The organism is Streptomyces neyagawaensis, from assembly GCF_023516595.1.
In the GTDB taxonomy this organism is placed as follows: domain Bacteria; phylum Actinomycetota; class Actinomycetes; order Streptomycetales; family Streptomycetaceae; genus Streptomyces; species Streptomyces neyagawaensis.
Genome location: NZ_JAMGBG010000067.1, coordinates 97,509 through 119,990 on the forward strand (window position 1 = coordinate 97,509; position 22,482 = coordinate 119,990).

The following is a 22,482-nucleotide window of genomic DNA, read 5'->3' on the forward strand; positions in this document are numbered from 1 at the left end:
TGGCATGCACATCTGCCGCGTTGTCGTCGGTTGCCAACTCCCCCATCGCGTCGACGCCCTCCTCCGCCTTGCAGCTGCACGCGCCAAGCCCCGCTCACCGGCAGCGTCAAGGCGCCGCATCCCGAAGCCGGCATGATCCAAACGACAGGCCCCAGCTAGTCGCCACCCCCACCACCACCGCCGTCGCCGCCGCCGTCCCCTCCGCCCCCGCCGCCGTCTCCGCCGTCCGAGCCCCAGCCGTCTCCGCCGCCGGACTCGTTGTCGTCGCCGCCCGTACCGAGGTTGCTGAACCAGGGGCGGTCCCAGTCCACGTCCAGGGCGAGGGGCTCACGGTCGTCCGCCGGGCGCCGGGTCGGGCGGAACCGGGCGAGGCCCGTCGTGTCACCGAGGCCGAAGGCGACGGCGAACGCCTGCGCCATCACGGCGTCCAGCGGGTCCCGGCTCTCGTAGCGCACCGGGGACAGCGGCAGCAGCACCGTGTCCGGCGCCGGCACCGGTCGGCGCGGAGGGCGCGACAGCAGGGCGACGCGCCGCCCGTCGCACAGCAGCCACGAGCTCATCGCGTTCTCGCGCCGCAGCTCCCACCGCCGCCCGGCCAGCCGCACCGCCACCGAACTCCTCGACTTGCGCAGCCTCTTCTCCAGCGCGGGCGCGGCCGTGACCTCACCGACCGTCAGCCGCAGGCCCTTTGACGCGTCGGCCCCGTCGGGCCGGTAGCCGTACGGGGCGCGGATCCGTACGACGGGAGCGTGCGGCCCCCAGACGTCCACGCGCACGAGGCGCCGGTCCACGGCGACGACGACGGGACCGGCGGGCCCCGGCGCGACCCGCCGCGCGATCCACAGCGGTACGCCCTCGGCCCGAGCCCGCTCCCCCAGGGCGGCCACCTGACCGGGCCCACCGCACTGACGCAGCGCCACCTCCCCCAGCGACCGGGCGAACTCGGCGGCCTGCCGCACCCGGACGGGCGCGGTGGTGCCGGTGACGCGGGTCACCGGGACGACGCCCGGCCCCTCCGCGAGCCGCGCCAGTGGGCGTTCGCTGCCGCCGCCCCCGAGCCAGTACCCACGGTGGTACGCCTCCGCCATGGCACCGAGGTTCAGCTCGGTCAGCGGTGTGGTCCTGCCTCCCCTCCGCAGCAGGTCCTCGGTCAACTCCACGGTCCGCGCCAGCGGATTCCACGACCGCTCGCTGTACAGAACCTCGCTCACGCATCCCCCGTACTGATTCGTTCGGCCCGGCACGGCCAGCCTCACACATCGGGGCGAGCGCCCCGTCACAGTCCGGTCCGGACGACGTCACGAGAGCCCGCCCCGCCCCGGGGGACCGCCGGACGACACCCCCGCCGGACCCGGTGGCCCCGGTGAGTACGGCGGGGGCGGGTCCGGCGGGCGGTGGTTCGCCGAGGTCAGCGGAAGTTCACGTCACTGCACAGGAAGTACGTCTGGTCCATGTGCGAGGCCTGCCAGATCGTGTAGACGATGTGGCGGCCCGTGTACCCGGAGGTGCTGACCGGGATCGAGTAGTTCTGGCTCTGTCCGTACCGGCCGGTGCGGGCGACCAGCTGGAGGTCGCTCCACTTCAGGGGCTGGGTGGTGGGGTTGTAGCCCTGCCGGGTGACGTAGACCAGGAAGTAGTCCGCGCCGTGGCTGGCCTGGTCGTACAGCTTCACCGTGAAGTTGGCGGAGATGTCCGTCGTCTTCCACGCGCCCACGGCGTCCAGGGCGTTGTACCGGCCGCCCTCGGTGCGACCGCCGCTGCACAGCTGGCCGTCGGGGACATGGGCCTGGAAGTTTCCGGCGGAACCGTTGCGGTAGAGGCCGTTCCAGTTCCACATGGCTTGGGGCTCGGCCCGCCAGGCCTGCCAGCACATGGGGTCCTGCTGGGCCATGGCCGGGTTCAGATGGTCGTTGCCCCAGCGCTGCCAGCAGCCGTAGTTGCGGGACGCCGGGTCGATGACCGAGCCGTGGGCGGAAGCGGTGCCGCTGCCGGGGACCAGGCAGAGCAGTAGGGCGGCGAGCACGCTCAGGAGGAGCGCCGGGCGCGAGCGCACCTTCTTTTTAGCATGATCATGACAAGTCATAGTCATGGGTTTCCTCTTCCGGATGTGGGGGTGCCTTCGGGTGGTGCTGTTTCGAGTGACGCTGTGGGGATGGGGGCTCCGACGGAGCGTGGGAGCGCTCCCAGTGCACAGGCTGCGCCTCCGACCCCGGCGCGACAACCGGTGGATTGCGCCACTTCTCGCACACGTGGCGCGATCGCTGCGGCAGGGGAGGGCCGAAGGGGCCCGCCGGGACACCCGGCGGGCCCCGATGAGGTCCCATGCGTTTGACGCGTTTGACGCGTTCGATGCGATGCGGTCCGCTACCGCGTCAGCCGGCCTGGGACGGCGTCTCCTTGATCCCGTCGACGATGGCGCGCTTCACGATGGCGCTGGTGGCGACGACCGTGCCGGGCTTGATGAGACCGTCCTCCCCGCTCGTCCCCTTCACCTGGACCGTGCGGTCGCCGAGGAAGACGTGGGTCTTCTTGTCGAAGATCCACTCCTCGCGCTGACCGCTGGTCTCGTCGAGGCGGGCCACCGCCACGCCGTGCCGACCCGCCGCGTCCACCGCGTCGTCGACCATGACGACCCCAGGGATCTTCGCGGCCGTCTTGAACAGGGCCGAGTACAGCTCCCCCGGCGGGTAGCTCTGGCGGAGCAGATCACCGATGGTGGTGAACGCCTGCTGGTCGGGGGTGTTGCCCTGCCCCTCGGTCTCCTTGTAGATCTTGGCCAGCAGCTTGTCGGGGTCCGTGGTCAGCTTCGCCAGGTAGTCGTACGACGGGGAGTTCAGGTCCGCCCGCGGCGTGTTGCCCTGCTCGTCGGGGAGGCTCAGGGTCTCGCCCTCGGGGCTGTCGTTCACGGCGGGGTCGATCAGCCAGCCCTTGGTGCCGTCGGGGGACTTCCACACCTGGCGGGTGTGCAGCGCGTGGCTGGCCAGGCTGCTCTTGTCGTTGACGGTCCGCACGAACGTCTCGGCGACCTTGGACTCGATGTAGACGTACTGGCCGGGTCCGGCCACCGGGTGCTTGCCGTCCGCCGCCGCCAGCGCGATCTCGTCGAGCAGCTGCGGCACGCCCTCGGAGCTCGCCACGCCGACGGTCGTGGTGAGGGCCGGTCCCGTGGCGAGGCCGCCCTGCCGGGCCTCGCCGCCGGAGGTCACCACGACGGCGCCGATCGCCACGGCCACCGTGGCGGCCAGCGCGGGCAGGGTGATCGCCGGACGCGGGAGCCCGAACCGGCGGGTCCTCGCCGGGGTCGTCCGCCTCGCCCCCCGGTCGTTGCCCGTCTGCTCGGCCTGACGCGTCTCGTGAATCTGGGCCATCATGCGCTCCTTGTGGAACTGGTGACGGCCCGGCGGCAGGTCGCGCGTCGTCCGGTCGAAGAGCTGGGCGCCCTCTTCCCACGCGGCAGCGTTCTGCCGGGACGTGTTCGCGTTCATCGGTTTCCTTCCTGTGCGGGCCGGATCGCGTGTGCGTGATCGCCTCTTGTCTGTCGGCCAGGCCGGCCGCCTTCCCGTTTCACGAGACTTTCTCGAAGATTTCCCGCGAGCGCCGCCGATGGGCGGTCACCGGCCAACTGGCCTGCCCCGATTGCCCGTTGCTGCTCCTCCTCGCTCGCCTCGGCGAGCTTGCGCAGCTTTCTTCGGGCCCTGGAGAGGCGGGAGGCGACCGTGCCGACGGGGATGCCGAGCGCCTCCGCCGCGGCCTCGTAGTCCAGGCCCTCCCCCAGGCAGAGCGCGATGACCTCCCGCTCGGGGCGGCGCAGCTTCGCGAGGGCGGTGAGTGCCGTCGCGAGGCGCTGCCGGCCGTCGATCCGGTCGGCCACCTCCTCGGCGTGGTCGGGGACGGAGAGTTCGGCCGCCGCCGCGGCCTGGGCCGCCGCCCGGTAACGCCGGCTGCTCCGGTACTGGTTGCGTGCGGTGTTGGTGGCGATGCCCAGCAGCCAGGGCCGCAGCGAACCGCCTTCCTCGTCCACCTTGTCGCGCAGCCGCCACGCCTCCATGAACGTCGCGGCCATCACGTCCTCGGCCGTGGACCAGTCGGCGGTCAGCCGGAAGGCATGGTTGTAGACCGCGCGGGCGTAGGCGTCGAAGAGCTCGGCGAACGCGCTCGGATCCCCGGCCCGTACCCGGGTACGCATATGAGTGCTCACCTCAAGGAGCTGTCCGGCACCCCACACCGACTTCCCGTGACCCGCGTCACACTCGACCGCGCCTCGCGCTCCTCCGTCTCGGTCTGGCGTGCGTCGGACTCGACGCCGCGCGCGCAGCATCGCACAGGGGCGGAACGCCCGCTGCCGGCGCGGGCACACCGGCGGCACCTTCGGGCCGCGTCACCCGACAACGCGGCCCGAGGGATCGGAACTTCGGTCAGGGGCGGTAGGCGGCGCGGTTGTGGTACGCGACCTTGCCGACGGACAGCTTGGTCGGGGCGAACAGCTGGTCGACGGTGACGAAGTGGAAGCCGCGCGCCTTGAGGGCCGCGATGATGCCGGGGACGGCGTCGACCGTCGTCCGGTGGATGTCGTGCATGAGGACGATGTCGCCGGGCCGGGTCTCCGCGTTGACGGTCCTGATCAGCCGGGCGGTGTCGCGGTACTTCCAGTCGAGGGTGTCGACACTCCAGTGCACCAGCGGCCGGCCGGCGGCGCTGCGGACGGTCGCGTTGTGGGCGCCGTAGGGAGCGCGGACGGTGGTGGGCTTCTTGCCGGTGGCCTGCTTGATCGCCGCGTCGGCGCGAGAGAACTGCGACCTGACCTTCGCCGCGCTCAGCTTCGTCAGATTGGCGTGGTCCCAGCTGTGGTTGCCTATCTGGTGACCGGCGAGCGAGGCGTTGCGCACCGTCGCCGGGTACTTCTGGGCGTTCTTGCCGACGATGTAGAAGGTGGCTCTGACGTCCCGCTCCTTCAGTATGTTCAGCAGGCGCTGGGTGTCGGTGACGGGGCCGTCGTCGAAGGTGAGCGCGACGCACTTCACCTTGCGGCAGTCGACGTCCTGGGGGGCGGCGGAGGCGGTCGTGGCAGTGCCGGCCAGCGTGGTGCCGCACACGGCGGCGATGACGGCCGAGGTGACGAGGCGTCGGTGCATCGGGTCCTCCAAGGGCAGCGAGTTGCCCTGTAGGACCAGCCCGACGGGGGCCTGGATGTACGGGTGTGCGATTACGGCTGAATGTGGTGTGTGCCGGGCCAAAGGGGGCGCGATTTCCGGCCATCGGCGCTGTCACACTGTCACAAACCTGTTCGAGGAAGGCCCTCGCTCGGCACGCGGGGGCGGAAACATGTCCCCCATGGGGCACCATCGCCGGAACGTTCCGACTCTCGGGGGGCTTCCGATGGTTCACGCAGTTCGCGCACGCCGCACCACCGCCGTACTCGCCGCGCTCTCGCTGGGGGTCCTGGCCCTGACCGCGTGCAAGGGGGACGCCGAGCAGGACGCGGCCGCCCCGAGCGCGACGGCGAGCCCGTCGGCGCCGGGCAAGGACAAGGGCAAGGACACGGGTGGGGGCAAGGACGCCGACAAGCCCGCCACGGACGCCCCCGGCGGCAGCGGTGGCAGTGGCGGCAGCGGGGGCTCCTCCGGGAGCGGCGGCACCTCCGGGGCGTCGGAGCCCGCCACGGACGACCAGGACGGCGGTGTCGGCATGTGCGAGACGACCGACCTGAGCTACCAGGTCACCGTCGCCTCCAAGCCGGTCAACCACGCGCTGCTGACCGCCACGAACAACAGCGGCGACCCCTGTGTGCTGCCGGCCGGCGAACTGGTCATCACGATCCCGGCGCTCGACGGCGCCGCCGAGCACATGGGCCCCACTGGCGAGGACTGGATCCTGAACGCCGGCGAGAAGGCGTACGCCGGGATCCTGTTCTCCCGCGCGGACACGCCGGGCGGCAAGAGCGCCGACAAGGTGGAGATCGCCCTCACCGCCGCGGAGAGCCCCACCACCGTCCCGATCAACGACGGCCCCGTCACGGTCAACGACAGCCAGGTGACCAGCTTCTTCGGCACAGCCGAGGACGCGCTGACGTACTGACCCCGCCGCCCCCGCCCGTCGCCTGACGGTCACAGCGGCGGGCCAGGGGGAGGGCAGGGGACGAAGGGCTGGGCCGAAAAGGGCCGGGGCTTGAGAGCCGTCGGACGAGCTGGGGACGCCGGGCGGGCGGGAGCCTGTGGAGGGCTGAGGTCCGTGAAGGACTGGATGCGCCAGGTCGGCGGACGAGCTGCGCGGAAGCCTGTGGCGAGCGGAGCCACAGGGGCAGCGGGAGCCGGTGGGGAGTCGCAACCTGTGGACAGACCGGAACCAGTGGGCCTGGCACGCCCTCGAAGCGAGCCGTCGACGAGCCGAGAAGCCGGCCGGGCGGCAGCCTGCGGCTGGCCAGGAGGCGCAAGGCAGGCCGAGGCAGCCGGCGAGGCGCGGGCTTGAGGGGCGGGCCGGGCACCGGAGACTCCCGGTGGGCGGGGCCCGTGGCGGGGGCCCATGACGGGGGCCCGGCTGCGACCTGCGGGGGCGGGCCGGAGCCCTTGGACGAACCGGAGACGTCCGGCGGGCCGCAGCCCATGATGGGGGCCCCATGGCGGGGGCCCCCATGGCGGCAGCACGTGGCGGGGGCCCGGCTGCCACCTGACGGGGCGGGCCGGAGCCGCCGGACGAACCGGAGACGTCCGACGGGCCGCAGCCCGTGGCCGCAGCCCGGCTGTGACCTGCTGGGGGCGGGCCGGAGCCGTCGGACGAACCGGAGATGTCTGGGGGCGGCAGCCCGTGGCGGGGCGGGTCGCTGCCTGCACTGCGGGCGGGCGGGGTGTGTGCTCAGTCGGGTGAGGGGCTCAGGGGTACCGTGGATGTACTGGCCAGGGGGGCGGTAGTGGAGGGCGGTGGCGTCCATGCGTACCTGGGACGGCCTCGTCGATGACGTCGACAGCACCCCAGACGTCCGGTGGGCCCCGCACGTGGGTGCCGGGCTCGCCGAGGTGCGGGTGGTCGCGGCGGACCCCGCCACGGCCCAGCGGGTCGCCCGTGTCCTGCGCCGGGTGTTCCACTGCGACGAACCCCGCAGCTACCCCACGGGCCCCGACGGACGCAGCACGCTGCTCCATCTGACCGTCGACACCCACCTCGCCATTGGCTCCCCGCACGCGGCCGGACCATGGCTGTACAGCAGCCGCTCCCAGGGCGAACGCACCCACCCCGACGAGCCCTGCTGCACGCACGCCGCGCCACCCGTGCCCGGCGCGTAGCCGCCGGGCAGAGCTGGACCGGCGTACAGCCGTCGGCGGCACTCGACCGGCGCGGAGCCGACCCGGCGGGGTGGTGGACCGACGGGTGCTGGCCCGGCGCGGAGCCGTTGCCGACGCGGAGCCGACCCGGCGGGGTGGTGGACCGACGGGTGCTGGCCCGGCGCGGAGCCGTTGCCGACACGGAGCCGACCCGGCGGGGTTCCGGACCGGCCCGGAGCCGAACCGACGGGCGCTCGACCGGCGCGGGACCCCCGGATGCCGGACCGGCGCGGGACCGCCCCGCCAGATGCCGGACCGGCGCGGAGCCGACCCGGCGGGGTGGTGGACCGACGGGTGCTGGCCCGGCGCGGAGCCGTTGCCGACGCGGAGCCGACCCGGCGGGGTTCCGGACCGGCCCGGAGCCGACCCGGCGGGCGCTCGACCGGCGCGGGACCGCCCCGCCAGATGCCGGACCGGCGCGGAGCCGACCCGGCGGGGTGGTGGACCGACGGGTGCTGGCCCGGCGCGGAGCCGTTGCCGACGCGGAGCCGACCCGGCGGGGTTCCGGACCGGCCCGGAGCCGACCCGGCGGGCGCTCGACCGGCGCGGGACCGCCCCGCCAGATGCTGGACCGGCGCGGAGCCGTCGACGGCGCTGGACCTGCGCGGGACCACCTCGCCGGATGCCGGACCGGCGCGGAGCCGTTGCCGACACGGAGCCACCCGGGCGGATGCTGGACCGGCGCGGAGCCATCGGCGGCGCCGGACCGGCGCCGAGCCGCCCCGGCGGGTGCTGGAGCGGCGTGCTGGACGGCGTGTACTGGTCCGTCCGTGGTGTCGTGTGTCTCGGGTGGGGGGCGGGGGTGACGGGTCGCACCGCGGTGAAAGTCTGTCGCCGCGAGCACACATCTGCGGGGCCGCCGGAGCTAGGGTTGGCACGAGGCAGCCGGTGGAGGATCCCGGTGCCGGATCGCGCGCGGAGCAACGGGTGCCGCGCCGTCGCTCCGGGCCCGCGTCAGGGCCCCTCCCCGCGTCCCCGAAACGAAGGTGCCATGCCCGCTGAGAACGCCCGCGCCGCCGGGAATCTCGACGACGACGACTACCCCGCCTACACCATGGGGCGGGCCGCCGACGTTCTCGGCATCACCCCCGCCTTCCTCCGCGCCCTCGGCGAGGCCGAGCTGATCACCCCGCTGCGTTCGGAGGGTGGCCACCGCCGCTACTCCCGCCGCCAATTGCGCGTCGCCGCCCGCGCCCGCGAACTCGTCGACCAGGGCACCCCCATCGAGGCCGCCTGCCGCATCATCTCCCTGGAGGACCAGCTCGACGCGGCCCTCCGTCTCAACCAGGACATGCGCCGGAGGATGGGCGACCACGGCGCGGATACCTAGTCCCGCCGTTACAGAATTAGGGGCCACGGCGGGTCGAGAATTCCCGCGCGCCGCCGAAAACGCACGGGGGGCGGCGGTCCTGCCTGTGTTAGCGTGATAGCAGTTGCAGTTTTGGTTGCCAGAGATTTGTTTCTTTGCAGAGCTTTCCGGATCTTTCCGGAGGGGTGATCATCGCGGCGACTCGGATCCGTAAAGTGCGGATCCGGCACTGCCCCCCAAGGGAGATTCAATATGGCATCTGGCACCGTGAAGTGGTTCAACGCGGAAAAGGGCTTCGGCTTCATCGAGCAGGACGGCGGCGGCGCTGACGTGTTCGCCCACTACTCGAACATCGCCACCAGCGGCTTCCGCGAGCTTCAGGAAGGCCAGAAGGTTACCTTCGACGTCACGCAGGGCCAGAAGGGCCCCCAGGCCGAGAACATCGTTCCCGCCTGACGCTGACGCGACCTGAACGACTGAGGCCCGCACTCTTGGGGTGCGGGCCTTTTCGTATTTTCTTCGGCTCATTCTTGCGAATCCTCGCGCGGCCCCTGCCGTCGGACGGAATTCCTCGATACGCCGCATCGAGGAGGGTTCCTTCATGAACCGCACCCGTCGGGGTCATGGTGGCTCCGGCCGCCTCCGCACGGAGACCGACACCAACCGATCCGCCGGCGGCAGCCGCGGCGGCCGCTTCCGCGCGCAGGACGCGGGCCGGAAGCAGTCCCGCCCCGCCGGTACGCGCAGGAGCGGCGCGGGAGCGCGCTCCGCCGCCCGACCGCAGGAGTTCACCCTGCCGGTCACCCTCACCGAGCCGCTGCCCGCGGTCGACTCCTTCACCGAACTCGACCTGCCCGCACGGCTGCTGACCGCGCTCGGCGCCGAAGGCGTCACCACGCCGTTCCCGATCCAGGCGGCCACCCTGCCGAACGCGCTGGCCGGCCGGGACGTGCTCGGCCGGGGCCGAACCGGCTCGGGCAAGACGCTCGCCTTCGGTCTGGCCGTCCTGGCCCGGCTGAACGGACAGCGGGCCCAGCCCCGGCAGCCGCTCGCCCTGGTCCTCGTCCCCACCCGGGAACTGGCCCAGCAGGTCACCGACGCGCTCACCCCCTACGCCCGCGCGCTGCGGCTGCGGCTCGCCACCGTGGTGGGCGGTATGTCCATCGGCCGCCAGGCGAGCGCGCTGCGGGGCGGCGCCGAGGTCGTCATCGCCACGCCCGGCCGCCTCAAGGACCTCATAGAACGCGGCGACTGCCAACTCGACCAGGTCACGGTCACCGTCCTCGACGAGGCCGACCAGATGGCCGACATGGGCTTCATGCCGCAGGTCACCGCGCTGCTCGACCAGGTCGACGCCGACGGCCAGCGGCTGCTGTTCTCGGCCACCCTGGACCGCAACATCGACCTGCTGGTACGCCGCTACCTGCACGATCCCGTGGTCCACTCGGTCGACCCGTCCGCGGGCGCCGTCAGCACCATGGAGCACCATCTGCTCCACGTGCAGGACGACGACAAGCACGCCACCGCCACGGAGATCGCCGCGCGCGACGGGCGGGTGATCATGTTCCTGGACACCAAGCGGGCCGCCGACCGGCTGGCCAAGCATCTGCTCTCCGTCGGCGTGCGCGCCTCGGCGCTGCACGGCGGCAAGTCCCAGCCGCAGCGCAACCGGACGCTCGCCGGGTTCAAGGACGGCCAGGTCACGGTGCTGGTGGCCACGAACGTCGCCGCCCGCGGCATCCATGTCGACGACCTCGACCTCGTCGTGAACGTCGACCCGCCCGGCGACCACAAGGACTATCTGCACCGCGGCGGCCGTACCGCGCGCGCCGGCGAGTCCGGCACCGTCGTCACCCTCGTCCTACCGCACCAGCGCCGTGAGATGGACCGGCTGATGGCCGACGCCGGCATCACGCCGAACTCCGCGCGGGTCCGCCCCGGCGAGCCCGAACTGCACCGCATCACCGGCGCCCGCACCCCGTCCGGCGTGCCCGTCACCCTCACCCTCACCGTCCCGGCACCGGCCGCCGCGCCGAGCAGCCGTAGGAGCAACCCCGGCCGCACCGGCACACGGCGGACCGGCGGACGCGGCAGAACCGACCGCACGGCGACCAGCCCCGCCACCGGCAAGGGCACCCGCCCCGACACGGGCACCGGCCCCGGCACCGGCGGGGGCAAGGGAACCGGCCGGAGCGGCGGCGGCCGCGACGGAACCGGTCGCAGCGGCAGCGGCCGAGAAGCAAGTGGTCGCAGCGGCAGCGGCCGCGACGGAACGAGTCGGAGCCGTGGCGGCCGGGGCGCCGAGCGCGGTCGACGGCCCGCGTCCGGGAGCGACGTGTAGCGGCCCTTCCGGTGTCGCACCCCCCTATCCCTGGAGGCATCCATGCGCTGTGTCATCGCCCGATTCCCCTTCGACCTGACCAAGAGCGAGGTCGAGCAGTCGTTGAGCGGCATCGCCCCCGAACCGGTGGTCGGCGTGGCCGTGACCATCAACCGCCGTGTCTACCCGGTGATGCAGGTCGGGGAAGTGATCACCCGGCAGAACCGGCGCGACTTCACCACCGGTGAGATGCGCCGGGCACTGACCCGGCTCGGCTTCGCCTGCCAGGACGCCGCTCCCCCCGCCCCCGCCGCCCCGGCCTGGAGCGCGCTCACGGACGAGAGCGCGACAGGCTGGTGACCCGCCCCGCCGGCACCGCCGGCGGACGACGGCCCGCTCGCTGACCGGCCCCGCGCGCCGAAAACCCCTGGCCCCGTGACCGCCGATCGCCCCATACTCCTGCGGGCGAACAGGGGGAGGGGCCCGTGGAGGTGTTCACGTGCGCGCGGTGCGACGCCGTGCTGACGGCGCCGCTGTCGCGGGTCGCGTGGATCGCGTACGCCCGTCACACCTACGGCAACGGGATCACCCTGCCCGTGCTGATGCGAGCGGGAACGTACGCCGTCGACCCGGAGCAGTCCGGGCCGCCGTGGCGGCGGTGGAACGAGATCGACCCTGCCGAGGCGGAGGCCCGCGGGGTGTTCGCGCCCGTGTACGGCCTGTCCTTCGGGGCGCCCGGCGCGATCGTCATGGCACCGGGCGACGCCCACGGCACCGTACTGATCCCCGAGCGCACCGGCGGGTTCTGCTGCGGTCTCGACGGCCGTGACGGGCCCAACCTGGCCTGCGCCCGGTGTGGGCAGGAGGTCGGGACCCGTATCGACGACTGCTCCCTGTGGCAGGCGACCTGGCTCGCGCCGAACGCCGTCCGCCGTGTCGCCGACGGGCCGCCCCGCCCGGTCATGACCTGGTCGGCCGTCGTGGAGCGGGAGCGCGGCACCCCGCCGGTCGACGCGTACGGCGCCTGGAACCCCCGCTGGGAGCTGGCGGTCTCCGTGACACTGGCCCATCTGGTGGCGGCCTCGGGCGGTGCGCCGGTCGGCGTCCCCGACGGTCCGCTCGCCGCGGCGTTCCGCCGGTCCCTCGACACCCTGCTCCCGCCGGGCCCGCCCGCCCTGCGCGCCGCCCTGGCCGGGCCCGGGCTGCCCGTCCCCGACCCGGTGCCGGACCTCGCGATCGTCCCGCGCCATCCGCAGACCGGGGAGCCGTGGGTGCCGCCGCCCGGCGTCGCGGCCGTGCCGCTCGACGCGGAGGTGTGGCTGGGGCTCGCCTTCCACGACGACCGCCTTCCCGTGCCCGCGCGCGGGCGGCTGCCCGACGGGGTCGAACGCGACGACCCCCTGCCGCCACGCCCCTCGCGGTCGGTGTGGCTCGTGGACCAGGTGTTCCTCCACGCCCTGTCCCGCCTGCCCGCCGTCCGCGCACCCTGGCTGCGTGCCTTGTACGACAGGGAATCGGCTCGGTACCTCTGACGCGGACCGTGTCGTGGCGGGAGGGCAGGGTCCGGGGCGCGGAGCGGGTCGCGTCCGGGCGGCGGAGCGGGGCCCTCTCGTCGAGGGCGCCGCTCCGCCCGCCGGACTGGTCTGCCGTGGGGGTCGGGGCGCGCCTTCCGAGGGGCCGTCACCGCCGTACGGCTCAGGCCGCCGCCTCGGCGGTCCGCTCCGTCTGTCGCGCCGCGTCGTCCCGGACGGTTCGGGTCGGCTGCTGCACCGCCCGGCGGCGGCGGACCGGCATGCTGCCGACCGTCGGGTGGGCGACGCCCCAGGCCGCGCCCTTGCAGATGATCTCCTTGTAGAGGGCGGCGAGGCGGCCGGTGAGGGCCTTGGGGAGCGTCTGGTCGTCGGCGGTGACGAACTGGATCAGGCCCTCCTTGCGGCCGAGCGAGATGCACTGCTGGAAGTAGCGGAGCGGGATCTTCGGCGGCTCGACGCCGGTCAGGCGGGCCGCGATGGCCTCGGCGGCCTGCCACGCGGTGGGGACGCCCGAGGCGCACGACATCCGCAGCGGCTTGTCGCCGGGGCCCATCGCCAGGGCCGCGTCGCCGATGGCGTACACCTCGGGGTGCGACACCGAGCGCATGGTCGAGTCGACCACGATCTGGCCCGTGTCCGACACCTCCAGCGAGGTGGCCTCCGCGATCGGGTGGACGGCGAAGCCGGTCGCCCACACGGTGACCGCGGCCGGGACGGACGCGCCGTCGGTCACGACGCGGTCGGCCTCGACGGCGGTGACGGCGGCGTGCTCGTGCACGGTGATGCCGAGCCTGCCGAAGACCTTCCGCAGATGGGCCCGGCCCTTGTCGGAGAGCCAGTCGCCGAAGCCGCCGCGGGCCACGAGGGCGACGTCCAGGTCGGGGCGGCTCTCGGCGATCTCGGTCACCGCCTCCAGACCGGTGAGTCCACCGCCGACGACGACCACCGGCTGTCCGGCGTCCAGCCCGGCCAACCGCTCGCGCAGCCGGAGCGCCCCGGCGCGGCCGGAGATGTCGTGGGCGTGCTCGGCGGTGCCGGGGACGCCCTGCGGGTTCCAGCCGCTGCCGAGGGCGTAGACGAGGGTGTCGTACTCCAGTTCCTGCGTTCCGGCGCCGTGCGCGTCGACCACGGAGACCGTCCTGCGGTCCGCGTCGACACCGGCGACCTTGCCGAGCTTCAGCTCCACGCCGGTGCCGGCGAAGATCTCGTCGAACGGGCGGGGCTTGAGGTCCTGGCCGGCCGCCAGCTGGTGCAGGCGGACGCGTTCGACGAAGTCGGGCTCGGCGTTGACGAGGGTGATGGCGACGTCGTCGCGGTGCAGCCGCTTGGCGAGGCGCCCGGCGGCGATGGCTCCGGTGTAGCCGGCTCCGAGAACGATGATGCGGTGCTGCATGTCCTGCTCCTGTCTGCGCGGGTCCGACGCTCTGCCTTGCTCGGTCACGCCCCTTGAACCGGGCAGCCCGCGGATTCCTGACAGGAAGTGAATGTGAACCAGGTCACACCTCAGTGGGGAGGGGTGACCTGGCTCGCGAAGGCGTGGAACTCAGAAGGCGTGGAACAGGGGTTCCCCGTGGTCGGTGGCCGCCCAGACCTCCGTCGCGCGTTCCAGCTTGTCGGGGTTGACCTGGCTGCGGAACGCGACGATGCCTTCCGCGTCGATCTCCAGGCAGGTGATCCCGACGACCCGGCCGTCCACGACCGCGAGGATCGCGGGGCCGCCATTGGCCGTCGTGACGTGGATCGCGGCGGAGCCGCCGATGACGGCCCGCTTGGCCGGGGTCGGCTTGAACAGGCCCCGCATGAACTTCGCGACCGCGAGGGCGCCCTCGAACGCCCTGGAGCGGGCCGGGACCTTCCCGCCGCCGTCGCCGACCGCGATGGCGTCCGCGGTGAGCAGCTTCACCAGCGGCTCGGTCCTCCCGCTGGTGGCGGCCGCGAGGAACTCCTCGACGATCCGCCGGGCCGCCGCCTCGTCGATCTCCGTACGCGCCTTGCCCGCCGCGACGTGCTTCTTCGCGCGGTGGAAGATCTGCTGGCTGGCGGCCTCACTGAGGTCGAGGATCTCGGCGATCTCCCGGTGCGGGTAGTCGAACGCCTCCTTCAGCACGTACACCGCCCGCTCGTTGGGGGTGAGGCGCTCCAGCAGGGTGAGGACCGCGTACGAGACGGACTCGCGCTGTTCGGCGGTGTCGGCGGGGCCGAGCATCGGGTCCCCGGAGAGCAGCGGCTCGGGCAGCCACTGGCCGACGTAGGTCTCCCGGCGGGCGCGGGCCGAGGTGAGCTGGTTGAGGCACAGGTTGGTGAGCACCTTCGTCAGCCAGGCCTCGGGCACCTCGATCCGGTCGGCGTCGGTCCCCTGCCAGCGCAGGAACGTCTCCTGCACGGCGTCCTCGGCCTCGCTCGCCGAGCCGAGGAGCCGATAGGCGATCGCCTCCAGACGGGGCCTCGCCGCCTCGAACCGGTCCACGTCGTCCATCGTCAACGCCATGTCCCGGATCCTAGGCGGTGTCCTCCGCCGCGCGCGCGTGACGGACGCCTCAGGGCCCGTTCACGCGCGGGAGTGGACCGGACGTCCCGTCAGGACCGAGGGTGGGCGGCATGGGTGATCACCGCAGCGTGTCCGCCGACGCCGCCGCCGGGGCCGTCGAGCCCTCCGGGCGCGTGCCGGCGGGTACGGAGGCCAAGGAGATCCGGGAGTTCTGGGGGCGGCTCGGGCTTCCGGGACTGGTCGACGTCCACACGCACTTCATGCCCGAGCGTGTGCTGCGCAAGGTGTGGGAGTACTTCGACGGGGTCGGGCCGCTGACCGGCGGACTGGAGTGGCCGATCACCTACCGCGAGGAGGAGGCGGAACGGACCGCCCGGCTGCGGCGGTTCGGCGTACGGGCCTTCACGGCGATGCTCTACCCGCACAAGCCCGGCATGGCCCGCTGGCTGAACGGCTGGGCGGTCGACTTCGCCCGCCGCACCCCGGACTGCCTGCACACCGCCACCCTCTACCCCGAGCCGGACGCCGAGGCGTACGTCCGGGAGGCCGTGACGGCGGGCGCGCGGGTCTTCAAGGCGCATGTGCAGGTGGGAGCGTACGACCCGGCCGACGAACTCCTCGACCCCGTATGGGGACTGCTCGCCGAGGCCGGGGTCCCCGTGGTGATCCACTGCGGTTCGGGGCCCGCGCCCGGGAAGCACACCGGCCCCGGACCGATCACGCGGGTGCTGGCCCGGCATCCCCGACTGCGGCTGATCGTCGCGCACATGGGGATGCCCGAGTACGAGGAGTTCCTGGACCTCGCCGAACGGTACGGGGAGGTGCGGCTGGACACGACCATGGCGTTCACCGACTTCTCCGAGGTCCTCGCCCCGTTCCCCCGCCGCGCCCTGCCCCGGCTGGCCGCCCTCGGCGACCGCGTCCTGCTCGGCTCCGACTTCCCCAACATCCCCTACCCGTACCTCCACCAGCTCCAGGCCCTGGAACGGCTGGGGCTGGGAGAGGAGTGGCTGCGCGCGGTGTGCCACGACAACGGGGCGGAGCTTTTCGGACTGTGAACGCCGGTCAGGCGCGGTGGTTCGCGGTGGTTCCCGGGTCAGGTGCGGCGATTCCGGGTCAGGCGCGGCGGCGCCGCGCTCCCATCGCGTACGCGAGGCCGTACGCGGCGGCCGCGGCGAGGACGAGGCCGAGGGGCGAGAACCAGTCGACACCGCCGTCCGCCTCGCTGGTCCACCATGCCTTCGCCGGGAAGAACGGCTCGTAACTCAGCAGGTCCCAGGCGGCGGTGGGCGTCGACTCGACCGCGTAGACCAGGGGCAGGGAGTTGGTGTAGCCGAAGAACGCGCCGAGCGCGGCGATGAGGGCCCCGCCGATCCGGGCGCCGTTGCCGCGGCCGCCCACCAGCCCGACGAGGAGCCCAACGATCGCCCCGTTGAGCAGGGCGTGCCCGAGGTAGAGGGCGTTGGCCGTGGTGAGCGTCTGGTCCTTGTAGGTGGCGACGTTGAGGAGGGTGTACAGCAGCGCCACGAGGAACGAGGCGAGCAGCCCGAGGAGGACGGCGCCCACGGGGTGGCCGCCGGCGCCGGGGGGCCGCCGCACCAAGGGCTGCGGCGCGAACGGCGGCGCCGGGTGCGCCCCGTGGACCGGGTGCGCCCCGTGGACCGGCTGCGGCCCGTACCCGGGCGGCGGTCCCGGCGGCTGCTGCGGCGGGACGGGCTGCCCGTACGGCTGGTAGGGGTGCTGCGGCGGCGGTGGCTGGTTCATGGTGGTCCCCCCGTGTGAACTGGCTGGAACCGCAAGCTATCAACGGGATCGGTGGGGACCGGTCGGAGCGGCGGGCGGACCTTGTGAAGGACCGCGCGCGAGGCCGGTCAATGACCACCCGCAGGCCCGGTACAGCACCGCCCGGAGGCCCGGTCAGGGACCGCTCGCGGGGCCGGGTGACGTTCCTCGGGCGGGGCGGCGGGAGGGTGTCCGGCGGCCCGTCGCCGTGCCGGCGACCGTGAGGACCGCGAAGAGGGCCAGGGCGGCGGCGGGGGCGAGGACGGTCCAGGGGGCCAGTTCGGCGTAGGGCTGGTTCTCGGAGAGGAGGCGGCCCCACTCCGGGGTGGGCGGCTGTTCGCCGAGGCCGAGGAAGCCGAGGGAGGCCAGGACCAGGACCGTGGTCGGCAGGCGCAGGAGCGCGTTGCGCAGCAGGGCGGGCAGGACCGCGGGGAGCAGGTGGTGGCGCAGGAGGTAGCCGGGTCCGGCGCCGAAGGAGACGGACGCGAGCAGGTGGCCGCTGGCCCGTTCCTGTTCGAGGAGGGCGGAGGTCTGGGCGGCGTACGGGGTCCAGCCCACGAGGCACACGGCGCAGGCCGCGCCCCACACGGAGGGGCCGGTCACCGCGGTCACGAGGAGGCCCGCGAGGACGGCCGGCAGTGTCGACACCACCTCGGTGAGGCCCGCGCCCGCCTGGGTCGCCGTGCCGATCAGGAGTCCGAGGAGGGCGCTGACGGCGGTGACCGCGAGGGCGACGGAGGCCGTGCGCAGCGCGCCGTGGCCGAGGCGGGCCAGCAGGTCCCGGCCGAGCGGGTCGGTGCCCAGAGGGTGGTCGGGGGACGGCGGCAGCAGCCGGGCCGCGGTGTCCACGTGGAGGGGGTCGCGCAGCAGGCCGGCCACGACGAGGGTGAGCAGGGCGAGGGCGCAGCAGCCGATGATCCAGGGCAGGGAACGGGGCCGGGGCAGCGCGGGCGGATGCAGGGCGGGCAGGGCGCCGTCGCGCAGGGCCGGGCCGAGCAGGGCGCGGCGCAGCGCCTGGATCAGCAGGCCCGCGCCGACGCCGAGGAGGACGAGGGCGAGGGTCGCCGTCTGGAGGGGCGGCAGGTCCTGGGCGATGGCGGCCTCCAGGGCGAGCCGGCCGAGGCCCGGGATGTTGAAGATCTTCTCGACCGCGACGGCGCCGCCGACCAGGGCGACCACGGTCGGCAGGAGCTGCGGGAGCACCCCGGACAGGGCGCGGCGCAGCGCCGTGCGGGCGATCCGGCCGGGCGGCAGGCCGTAGGCGCGCCAGGTGCGGGCCCAGGACTCGTGGAACGCGGCGGGCAGCGACTGGTCGAGCAGTCCGCCGATCATCGCGCCGGAGGGCACGCCGAGGGCGAACGCGGGCAGCACCATCGACGCCGGACCCGTCCAGCCCTGGGAGGGGAACCAGCCGAGCCACACCCCGCACACCGTCGCCAGCAGGGAGGCGAGGAGGAACTTGGGCAGCGCGGCGAGGACGGCCGCGCCGACGCCCGCCCGGCCCCGGAGCAGTCGCTGCCGCGACCCGAGGTACAGGGTGCGGGCGCTGACCAGCGCGGCCACCGCGACGGTGACGGCCAGCGCGCCCAGCATCAGGGTGAGGGAGACCGCGAAGGCGGTCGTGACCTGCGGCAGGACGGGTTCGCCCGACACCCACGAGGTGCCGGCGTCACCGCGCGCCAGCCCCTCCAGCCACCGGCCGAGATGGACGAACGGCCCCTCGTCGAGGCCGAGTCGCTCCCGTACGGCGGCCAACTGGGCCGGGGTCGGGTCCTGTTCGGCTGAGCGGGCGCGCAGGACGGTGAGCGCCGGGTCGGTGCCGGACAGCCAGGGCAGGAAGGCGACGGCCGTGAGCAGGGCGGTGGCGGCGACGGCCCGGCCGGCCCCCGCCCGCCACCGGGTCGGCAGGCCCCGGGCGCCGTCCGCAGTGACGCTCATCGGCGGCTACTTCAGCCGGGTGTCGACGTCGACGAGGGACCGCTCGCGGGGGTCGAGGAGGACGCCCTCGACGTCGTCGGCGATGCCCTGTACGACCTTCTCGTGGACCAGCGGGACGACGGCGTCGGTGCGCAGGATCTCCGCCTCGGCCCGCATGATCTTCTTGTGCCGCTCGGCGGTGTCGCCCTCTTCGGCGGCCGCCCGGATCGCCCGGTCGACCTTCGCGTCCTTCAGGCCGGCGATGTTGTAGACGCCGTCGCCGGTGTAGTCGCTGGCGAGGTAGGCGACCGCGTCGCCGGTGTCGAGGAGCGTGACGCGGGAGAAGACGAGCGCGTCGTACTTGCCGGCGAGGAGGTCGGCCTCCATCTGTGTGTACTCGCGGACGTCCTGCTTCACGGTGAACCCGGCCTTCTCCAGCTGCTGTTGGAGGACGGTCGCGGCCTCGGGGAGTTCGGCGCGGTTGGTGTAGGTGGCGAGCCGCAGGGTCCGGCCCTTCGTCTCCTTCCTCACCTGAGCGGCGGTCGCGGCCTTCGCCCGGCCGGTCACCTCCACGCGGTCGCCGGCCGCCCAGGGGACGGCGGGTCCGAACAGGCCCTCGGCCTTGTCGGCGTAGCCGCCGAAGACGGAGTCGACGAGGACGCCGCCGTCCACGGCCTCGCGGGCGGCGGCGCGCAGGGAGGCGTCGGCGAACAGGCCGCTCGCGGTGTTGAGGACCAGGCTGTCGGTGCGCACGGACGGCACCTCGTGGCGGGTGGCCTCGTCGAGGAGCTTCGCCTGGGCGGTGGGGATCCACTCGGCGATGTCGACGTCGCCGCCGCGCAGGGCGCCCGCGCGGGCGGTGCCGTCGGCTATCCAGCTGACGTCGATGCCGGGCGCCTCGGCCTTGCCGCCCCAGTAGCCGTCGTAACGGTCGAGCGTGGCCTTGGTCTTGCCGGTGAGCCCGGTGATCTCGAACGGGCCGGTGCCGGTGCCGATCGGGGTGACGGTGCCGTCCTTCGCGTACGCCTTCGGGGAGAGGACGGCGAGGGCGGGGCTGGCGAGCCGCAGTGGGAGGACCGGGTCGGGGGTCTTCGTGGTGAGGGTGACGGTGTCGGCGTCGTCGGCCTTCGCGGTCAGGGTGACGTCGCTGAGGACGCGGGGCTTGGTCTCCGCCTCGTTCGCGTGGTCGAGGGCGCCCACCACGGCGTCGGCGGTGACCTCGGTGCCGTCCTGGAAGGTGGCCTCGCGCAGCTCGAAGGTCCAGGTCGTGTCGTTCGTCCGCTTCCAGGACGTCGCGAGGGCGGGCGCGGCGGCGCCGTCCTTGTTCAGCGCGGTGAGGCCCTCGGCGACGGAGAGCTTGCTGAGGACGGTGGCGTCGTTGCTGTACGGCGACAGGGCCTGCACCGGCGGCACGGCGAGGGCGATCCGCAGCCGTCCGCCCGAGCCCGCCCCGCCCGCCCCCGGGCCGCCGTCGCCGGACGCGAAGCAGCCGGCCAGCAGGGGGCTGAGGGCGAGCGCCGCGATGAGGCCGCGGGACGTGGTGCGCATGGAGGGTCCTGTCGTGCGAGGGGTGGGGCGCGCCCCGGCGCACGGGGGCCGTTCACCAGGGCCGGACCAGCCTATAAGGCAAGCCTTACCGAACTCCCCACGGGTGGGTGAATTCTCAACCACCGAGATCACGGGCCTCCGCTACGGGGCGGGTGAGCGGGGGCCGTGGACGAGCAGACGGAGATCTCGACGGCGCAGCAGGCCGCCGACGACCACCTGGTCCTCGCCTTCCGGCGGCCGCGGGGGGCGGCGAACCGGCTGGAGTGCATCCTCGGGCGGGCCCTGGAGCGGGAGCAGGTCGACGACCTGGAGTCAGAGCGTTCCCGGCCCGCCATGGCGTCCTCGGCGGCGGGGAGCGGGCGGGTCCGGCCTCCCACCGAGGCGGTCTTGCGCTGCCCGGTGTCGTGCCAGAAAGTACCTGCCAGGGCACGCACAGCCGGACAAAAGGGGGAGCGCCGTGGGCGAACTGTCCGAGGACGACGTCAGCCTCAATGACCTTGGACAGGGGCTGCGGGACATACGCGCCCGCCTGGAGCGGCGTGAGACGGAACTGAGCGAGCTGAAAGGCCAGTACGGCGCCCTGTCGGGGCACCTGAACACCCTGCGTGGCACCACGAGCGAACTGGCCACCACCGTGAACTCGGTGAACGACGCGACCGTCCAGCTGCGAACCGAGCTGGACGGCACCAAGTCCGATGTCGGCAGGCTCCAGGCGGACTTCACGGACTTCCGCTCCCAGTACGAGCGTGACCAGGCCGTTCTCAGAGCCCAGTTCGAACTCGACCGCATCACCGAGGAGTGGCGCCAGAAGTTCGGCAACCGCAACAGGATCCGTTCCCTCGCCGGAGGCCTCGTCCGGCAGCTCACGCCGAAGCTGGTGAGGCGGCAGGTGCTGCGCACGGAGAATCTCCGCAGCCAGGTGGAGGCCCACCTCTTCCACGACCCCGACTTCTGGCTCGCCCACGCCACCCTGGCGGTCGCCGCCCGGCTCGACGGCGACGAGGAACTCGAACTCAGCTCGATGGGCCAGGCCCAGCTCCTCGCGCCCGGCAAGGCCGACCTCTTCTTCGCGCTCGCCGCCGCCCGGGCCGGCGACCACGAGCGGGCCGGCACCTGGATGGACGGCTATCTGCAGAGAGCCGTGAACCCCGATCGGCTCGGCCGGGACTTCCTCGTCGTCCTCGACGCGGTCGCCAGCCGTGAACTCGGTGACCACGCCCACCGGTACGCCCGCCAGGTGATGGTGCGTTGGGCCGCCGAGGCCTCGGCCGGATCGGCCGCGGCCAGAGCGAGCGTGCACCGATGGAAGCCGCAGCTGACCAAGCTGCTCCTCGCGCCCGGCGACCACTACGCGCCCCTGGACCAGGTATGCGGCGCGCGCTGGCAGGATCTCCAGGAGGGCTGGCGTCTGGCCACGGTCGCCACCGCCACCCTCGACCATCTCCGCAAGGAGTTCCCGCCGCCGCCGGACGGGCCCGCCCCCGCGTCGTCACACCCGTACGCGGAGGCCGCGATCGACCGTCTCATCGACCACCTGGAGCCTGACGAGGCCGCTCTCCACACGAAGATCGAGTGGCTGCGACGGTTCGTCGACCACCGCGGTGACGAAGCGGCCGCACGGGAGGAGCAGGAGCTGCGCCGCCAGGTGGACGCCGAGGTCATGGACTTCGGCACCCTGCTCGACAACGCGGTGTTCAAGCCCAGCCAGGTCGCACTCGGCGACGACGCGCGCCGTCTCGCCCTGATGGAGGTGCTGCCCAATCTCCGCGTCGCCGCCGAGGAGATCACGGCCGCCTCGCGGAGACACCGACAGCCCCACATCCGCGTCGCGATCGAGCACTGGCACACCGATCTGCCCACCGATCCGTCGCAGCCCGTCGACGCGCGCGCCCTCGCCGACGACCTGGATGCCGACCTGCTCGCCCGCACCGAAGAGGCGGCCAGGAAGGTGGACCGTGATCCGGTGCGCCTGTTCGGGGGAACCGCCGGCGGAGCGGCCGTCGCCCTTGTCACGCCGTGGCTGCTCGCGGAGGCACTGATCTGGCCCGTCGTGTTCATCGGAGTGGCCATCATGGGCTGGGGACTGATGGACCTGAGTCGCGTCCCCGCCCAGCGCAGACGCATCCATGAGGACGGCGTCCTGCGGCGCCGGAGAGCACAGCAGACGCTGAGTCAGGTACTCGGCCAGCGCATCAGATTCTTCTCCGACTGGAACGCACACCTCGCGCGGCTGGAAGAGCTGCGTGTCTGGGACCCGATGGGCAAGTGAA

General features: G+C 73.5%; 19 protein-coding genes and 1 pseudogene. 10 read left to right on the forward strand and 10 right to left on the reverse strand.

Annotation, left to right across the window (positions count from 1 at the left end; all coding sequences use genetic code 11):
- Positions 1–155: 155 nt before the first annotated feature.
- From M8J73_RS26710 to M8J73_RS26730, 5 genes are all read right to left on the reverse strand, one after another.
- Complete coding sequence (locus M8J73_RS26710; RefSeq protein ID WP_249829154.1) at positions 156–1,211, reverse strand: hypothetical protein; 1,056 nt, start codon at positions 1,209–1,211, stop codon at positions 156–158.
- Positions 1,212–1,408: 197 nt separating this feature from the next.
- Complete coding sequence (locus tag M8J73_RS26715; RefSeq protein ID WP_055537955.1) at positions 1,409–2,083, reverse strand: lytic polysaccharide monooxygenase auxiliary activity family 9 protein; 675 nt, start codon at positions 2,081–2,083, stop codon at positions 1,409–1,411.
- A 289-nt stretch (positions 2,084–2,372) separates the two neighbouring features.
- On the reverse strand, positions 2,373–3,485 hold the full coding sequence (locus M8J73_RS26720) for a CU044_5270 family protein (protein WP_055537956.1): 1,113 nt from the start codon (positions 3,483–3,485) through the stop codon (positions 2,373–2,375).
- Complete coding sequence (locus M8J73_RS26725) at positions 3,482–4,186, reverse strand: RNA polymerase sigma factor (RefSeq protein ID WP_055537957.1); 705 nt, start codon at positions 4,184–4,186, stop codon at positions 3,482–3,484. Before M8J73_RS26725 ends, M8J73_RS26720 begins: the two co-directional genes overlap by 4 nt.
- 229 nt (positions 4,187–4,415) lie before the next feature.
- On the reverse strand, positions 4,416–5,132 hold the full coding sequence (locus M8J73_RS26730) for a polysaccharide deacetylase family protein (protein ID WP_055537958.1): 717 nt from the start codon (positions 5,130–5,132) through the stop codon (positions 4,416–4,418).
- 244 nt (positions 5,133–5,376) lie between these two features.
- Between M8J73_RS26730 and M8J73_RS26735 the strand changes: the two genes are divergently transcribed.
- The 7 genes from M8J73_RS26735 (at position 5,377) to M8J73_RS26765 (ending at position 12,477) form a co-directional block, all read left to right on the forward strand.
- The gene (locus M8J73_RS26735; RefSeq protein ID WP_249829155.1) at positions 5,377–6,075 is read left to right on the forward strand and encodes a DUF4232 domain-containing protein; all 699 of its coding nucleotides are present in this window, start codon (positions 5,377–5,379) and stop codon (positions 6,073–6,075) included.
- Between the two features lie 848 nt (positions 6,076–6,923).
- The gene (locus M8J73_RS45300) at positions 6,924–7,277 is read left to right on the forward strand and encodes a hypothetical protein (protein WP_308408364.1); all 354 of its coding nucleotides are present in this window, start codon (positions 6,924–6,926) and stop codon (positions 7,275–7,277) included.
- 1,030 nt (positions 7,278–8,307) lie between these two features.
- Positions 8,308–8,646 carry a MerR family transcriptional regulator gene (locus M8J73_RS26745; RefSeq protein WP_055543232.1) on the forward strand — a complete coding sequence of 113 codons (339 nt, stop codon included), beginning with the start codon at positions 8,308–8,310 and terminating at the stop codon, positions 8,644–8,646.
- A 231-nt stretch (positions 8,647–8,877) separates the two neighbouring features.
- Positions 8,878–9,081, forward strand: coding sequence for a cold-shock protein (locus M8J73_RS26750; protein ID WP_007383480.1), 204 nt, complete (start codon positions 8,878–8,880; stop codon positions 9,079–9,081).
- A 145-nt stretch (positions 9,082–9,226) separates the two neighbouring features.
- Positions 9,227–10,966, forward strand: coding sequence for a DEAD/DEAH box helicase (locus M8J73_RS26755; RefSeq protein ID WP_055543231.1), 1,740 nt, complete (start codon positions 9,227–9,229; stop codon positions 10,964–10,966).
- 42 nt (positions 10,967–11,008) lie between these two features.
- Entirely contained in the window at positions 11,009–11,305 is a 297-nt protein-coding gene (locus M8J73_RS26760) for an SCO5918 family protein (RefSeq protein ID WP_249829156.1), read from the forward strand.
- A gap of 125 nt (positions 11,306–11,430) precedes the next feature.
- On the forward strand, positions 11,431–12,477 hold the full coding sequence (locus tag M8J73_RS26765; protein WP_249829157.1) for a hypothetical protein: 1,047 nt from the start codon (positions 11,431–11,433) through the stop codon (positions 12,475–12,477).
- A gap of 163 nt (positions 12,478–12,640) precedes the next feature.
- On the opposite strand, the gene M8J73_RS26770 is transcribed toward M8J73_RS26765, so the two are convergent.
- Both M8J73_RS26770 and M8J73_RS26775 read right to left on the reverse strand, forming a co-directional pair.
- Positions 12,641–13,870, reverse strand: coding sequence for an NAD(P)/FAD-dependent oxidoreductase (locus tag M8J73_RS26770; RefSeq protein ID WP_055540705.1), 1,230 nt, complete (start codon positions 13,868–13,870; stop codon positions 12,641–12,643).
- A 150-nt stretch (positions 13,871–14,020) separates the two neighbouring features.
- Positions 14,021–14,965, reverse strand: a complete 945-nt coding sequence (locus M8J73_RS26775; protein WP_055540706.1) for an RNA polymerase sigma-70 factor — start codon at positions 14,963–14,965, stop codon at positions 14,021–14,023.
- 110 nt (positions 14,966–15,075) lie between these two features.
- On the opposite strand from M8J73_RS26775, the gene M8J73_RS26780 reads away from it, so the two are divergent.
- The gene (locus M8J73_RS26780; RefSeq protein WP_249829158.1) at positions 15,076–16,023 is read left to right on the forward strand and encodes an amidohydrolase family protein; all 948 of its coding nucleotides are present in this window, start codon (positions 15,076–15,078) and stop codon (positions 16,021–16,023) included.
- A 58-nt stretch (positions 16,024–16,081) separates the two neighbouring features.
- Here the strand turns inward: M8J73_RS26780 and M8J73_RS26785 are convergent, their stop codons facing one another.
- The 3 genes from M8J73_RS26785 to M8J73_RS26795 form a co-directional block, all read right to left on the reverse strand.
- Positions 16,082–16,729, reverse strand: coding sequence for a hypothetical protein (locus M8J73_RS26785; protein WP_249829159.1), 648 nt, complete (start codon positions 16,727–16,729; stop codon positions 16,082–16,084).
- A 153-nt stretch (positions 16,730–16,882) separates the two neighbouring features.
- Positions 16,883–18,685, reverse strand: coding sequence for an ABC transporter permease subunit (locus tag M8J73_RS26790; RefSeq protein ID WP_249829160.1), 1,803 nt, complete (start codon positions 18,683–18,685; stop codon positions 16,883–16,885).
- A gap of 6 nt (positions 18,686–18,691) precedes the next feature.
- Positions 18,692–20,212, reverse strand: a complete 1,521-nt coding sequence (locus M8J73_RS26795) for an ABC transporter substrate-binding protein (RefSeq protein WP_249829161.1) — start codon at positions 20,210–20,212, stop codon at positions 18,692–18,694.
- A 165-nt stretch (positions 20,213–20,377) separates the two neighbouring features.
- Between M8J73_RS26795 and M8J73_RS26800 the strand changes: the two are divergent.
- Together M8J73_RS26800 and M8J73_RS26805 are read left to right on the forward strand one after the other, a co-directional pair.
- Positions 20,378–20,506 (forward strand): annotated as a pseudogene (locus M8J73_RS26800) (MarR family winged helix-turn-helix transcriptional regulator); the annotation flags it as partial.
- A 163-nt stretch (positions 20,507–20,669) separates the two neighbouring features.
- A complete protein-coding gene (locus M8J73_RS26805) occupies positions 20,670–22,481 on the forward strand; it encodes a hypothetical protein (RefSeq protein ID WP_055542942.1) in 1,812 nt (603 codons plus the stop codon).
- The last annotated feature ends 1 nt before the right edge of the window (position 22,482 follow it).

Coding starts and splice junctions, on each gene's coding strand:
- M8J73_RS26745 (WP_055543232.1), top strand. CDS start 8,308: ATGCCCGCTGAGAACGCCCGCGCCGCCGGGAATCTCGACGACGACGAC.
- M8J73_RS26775 (WP_055540706.1), bottom strand. CDS start 14,965: ATGGCGTTGACGATGGACGACGTGGACCGGTTCGAGGCGGCGAGGCCC.
- M8J73_RS26790 (WP_249829160.1), bottom strand. CDS start 18,685: ATGAGCGTCACTGCGGACGGCGCCCGGGGCCTGCCGACCCGGTGGCGG.
- M8J73_RS26750 (WP_007383480.1), top strand. CDS start 8,878: ATGGCATCTGGCACCGTGAAGTGGTTCAACGCGGAAAAGGGCTTCGGC.
- M8J73_RS26785 (WP_249829159.1), bottom strand. CDS start 16,729: ATGAACCAGCCACCGCCGCCGCAGCACCCCTACCAGCCGTACGGGCAG.
- M8J73_RS26720 (WP_055537956.1), bottom strand. CDS start 3,485: ATGAACGCGAACACGTCCCGGCAGAACGCTGCCGCGTGGGAAGAGGGC.
- M8J73_RS26770 (WP_055540705.1), bottom strand. CDS start 13,870: ATGCAGCACCGCATCATCGTTCTCGGAGCCGGCTACACCGGAGCCATC.
- M8J73_RS26760 (WP_249829156.1), top strand. CDS start 11,009: ATGCGCTGTGTCATCGCCCGATTCCCCTTCGACCTGACCAAGAGCGAG.
- M8J73_RS26725 (WP_055537957.1), bottom strand. CDS start 4,186: ATGCGTACCCGGGTACGGGCCGGGGATCCGAGCGCGTTCGCCGAGCTC.
- M8J73_RS26780 (WP_249829158.1), top strand. CDS start 15,076: ATGGGTGATCACCGCAGCGTGTCCGCCGACGCCGCCGCCGGGGCCGTC.
- M8J73_RS26735 (WP_249829155.1), top strand. CDS start 5,377: ATGGTTCACGCAGTTCGCGCACGCCGCACCACCGCCGTACTCGCCGCG.
- M8J73_RS45300 (WP_308408364.1), top strand. CDS start 6,924: ATGCGTACCTGGGACGGCCTCGTCGATGACGTCGACAGCACCCCAGAC.
- M8J73_RS26795 (WP_249829161.1), bottom strand. CDS start 20,212: ATGCGCACCACGTCCCGCGGCCTCATCGCGGCGCTCGCCCTCAGCCCC.
- M8J73_RS26755 (WP_055543231.1), top strand. CDS start 9,227: ATGAACCGCACCCGTCGGGGTCATGGTGGCTCCGGCCGCCTCCGCACG.
- M8J73_RS26730 (WP_055537958.1), bottom strand. CDS start 5,132: ATGCACCGACGCCTCGTCACCTCGGCCGTCATCGCCGCCGTGTGCGGC.
- M8J73_RS26715 (WP_055537955.1), bottom strand. CDS start 2,083: ATGACTTGTCATGATCATGCTAAAAAGAAGGTGCGCTCGCGCCCGGCG.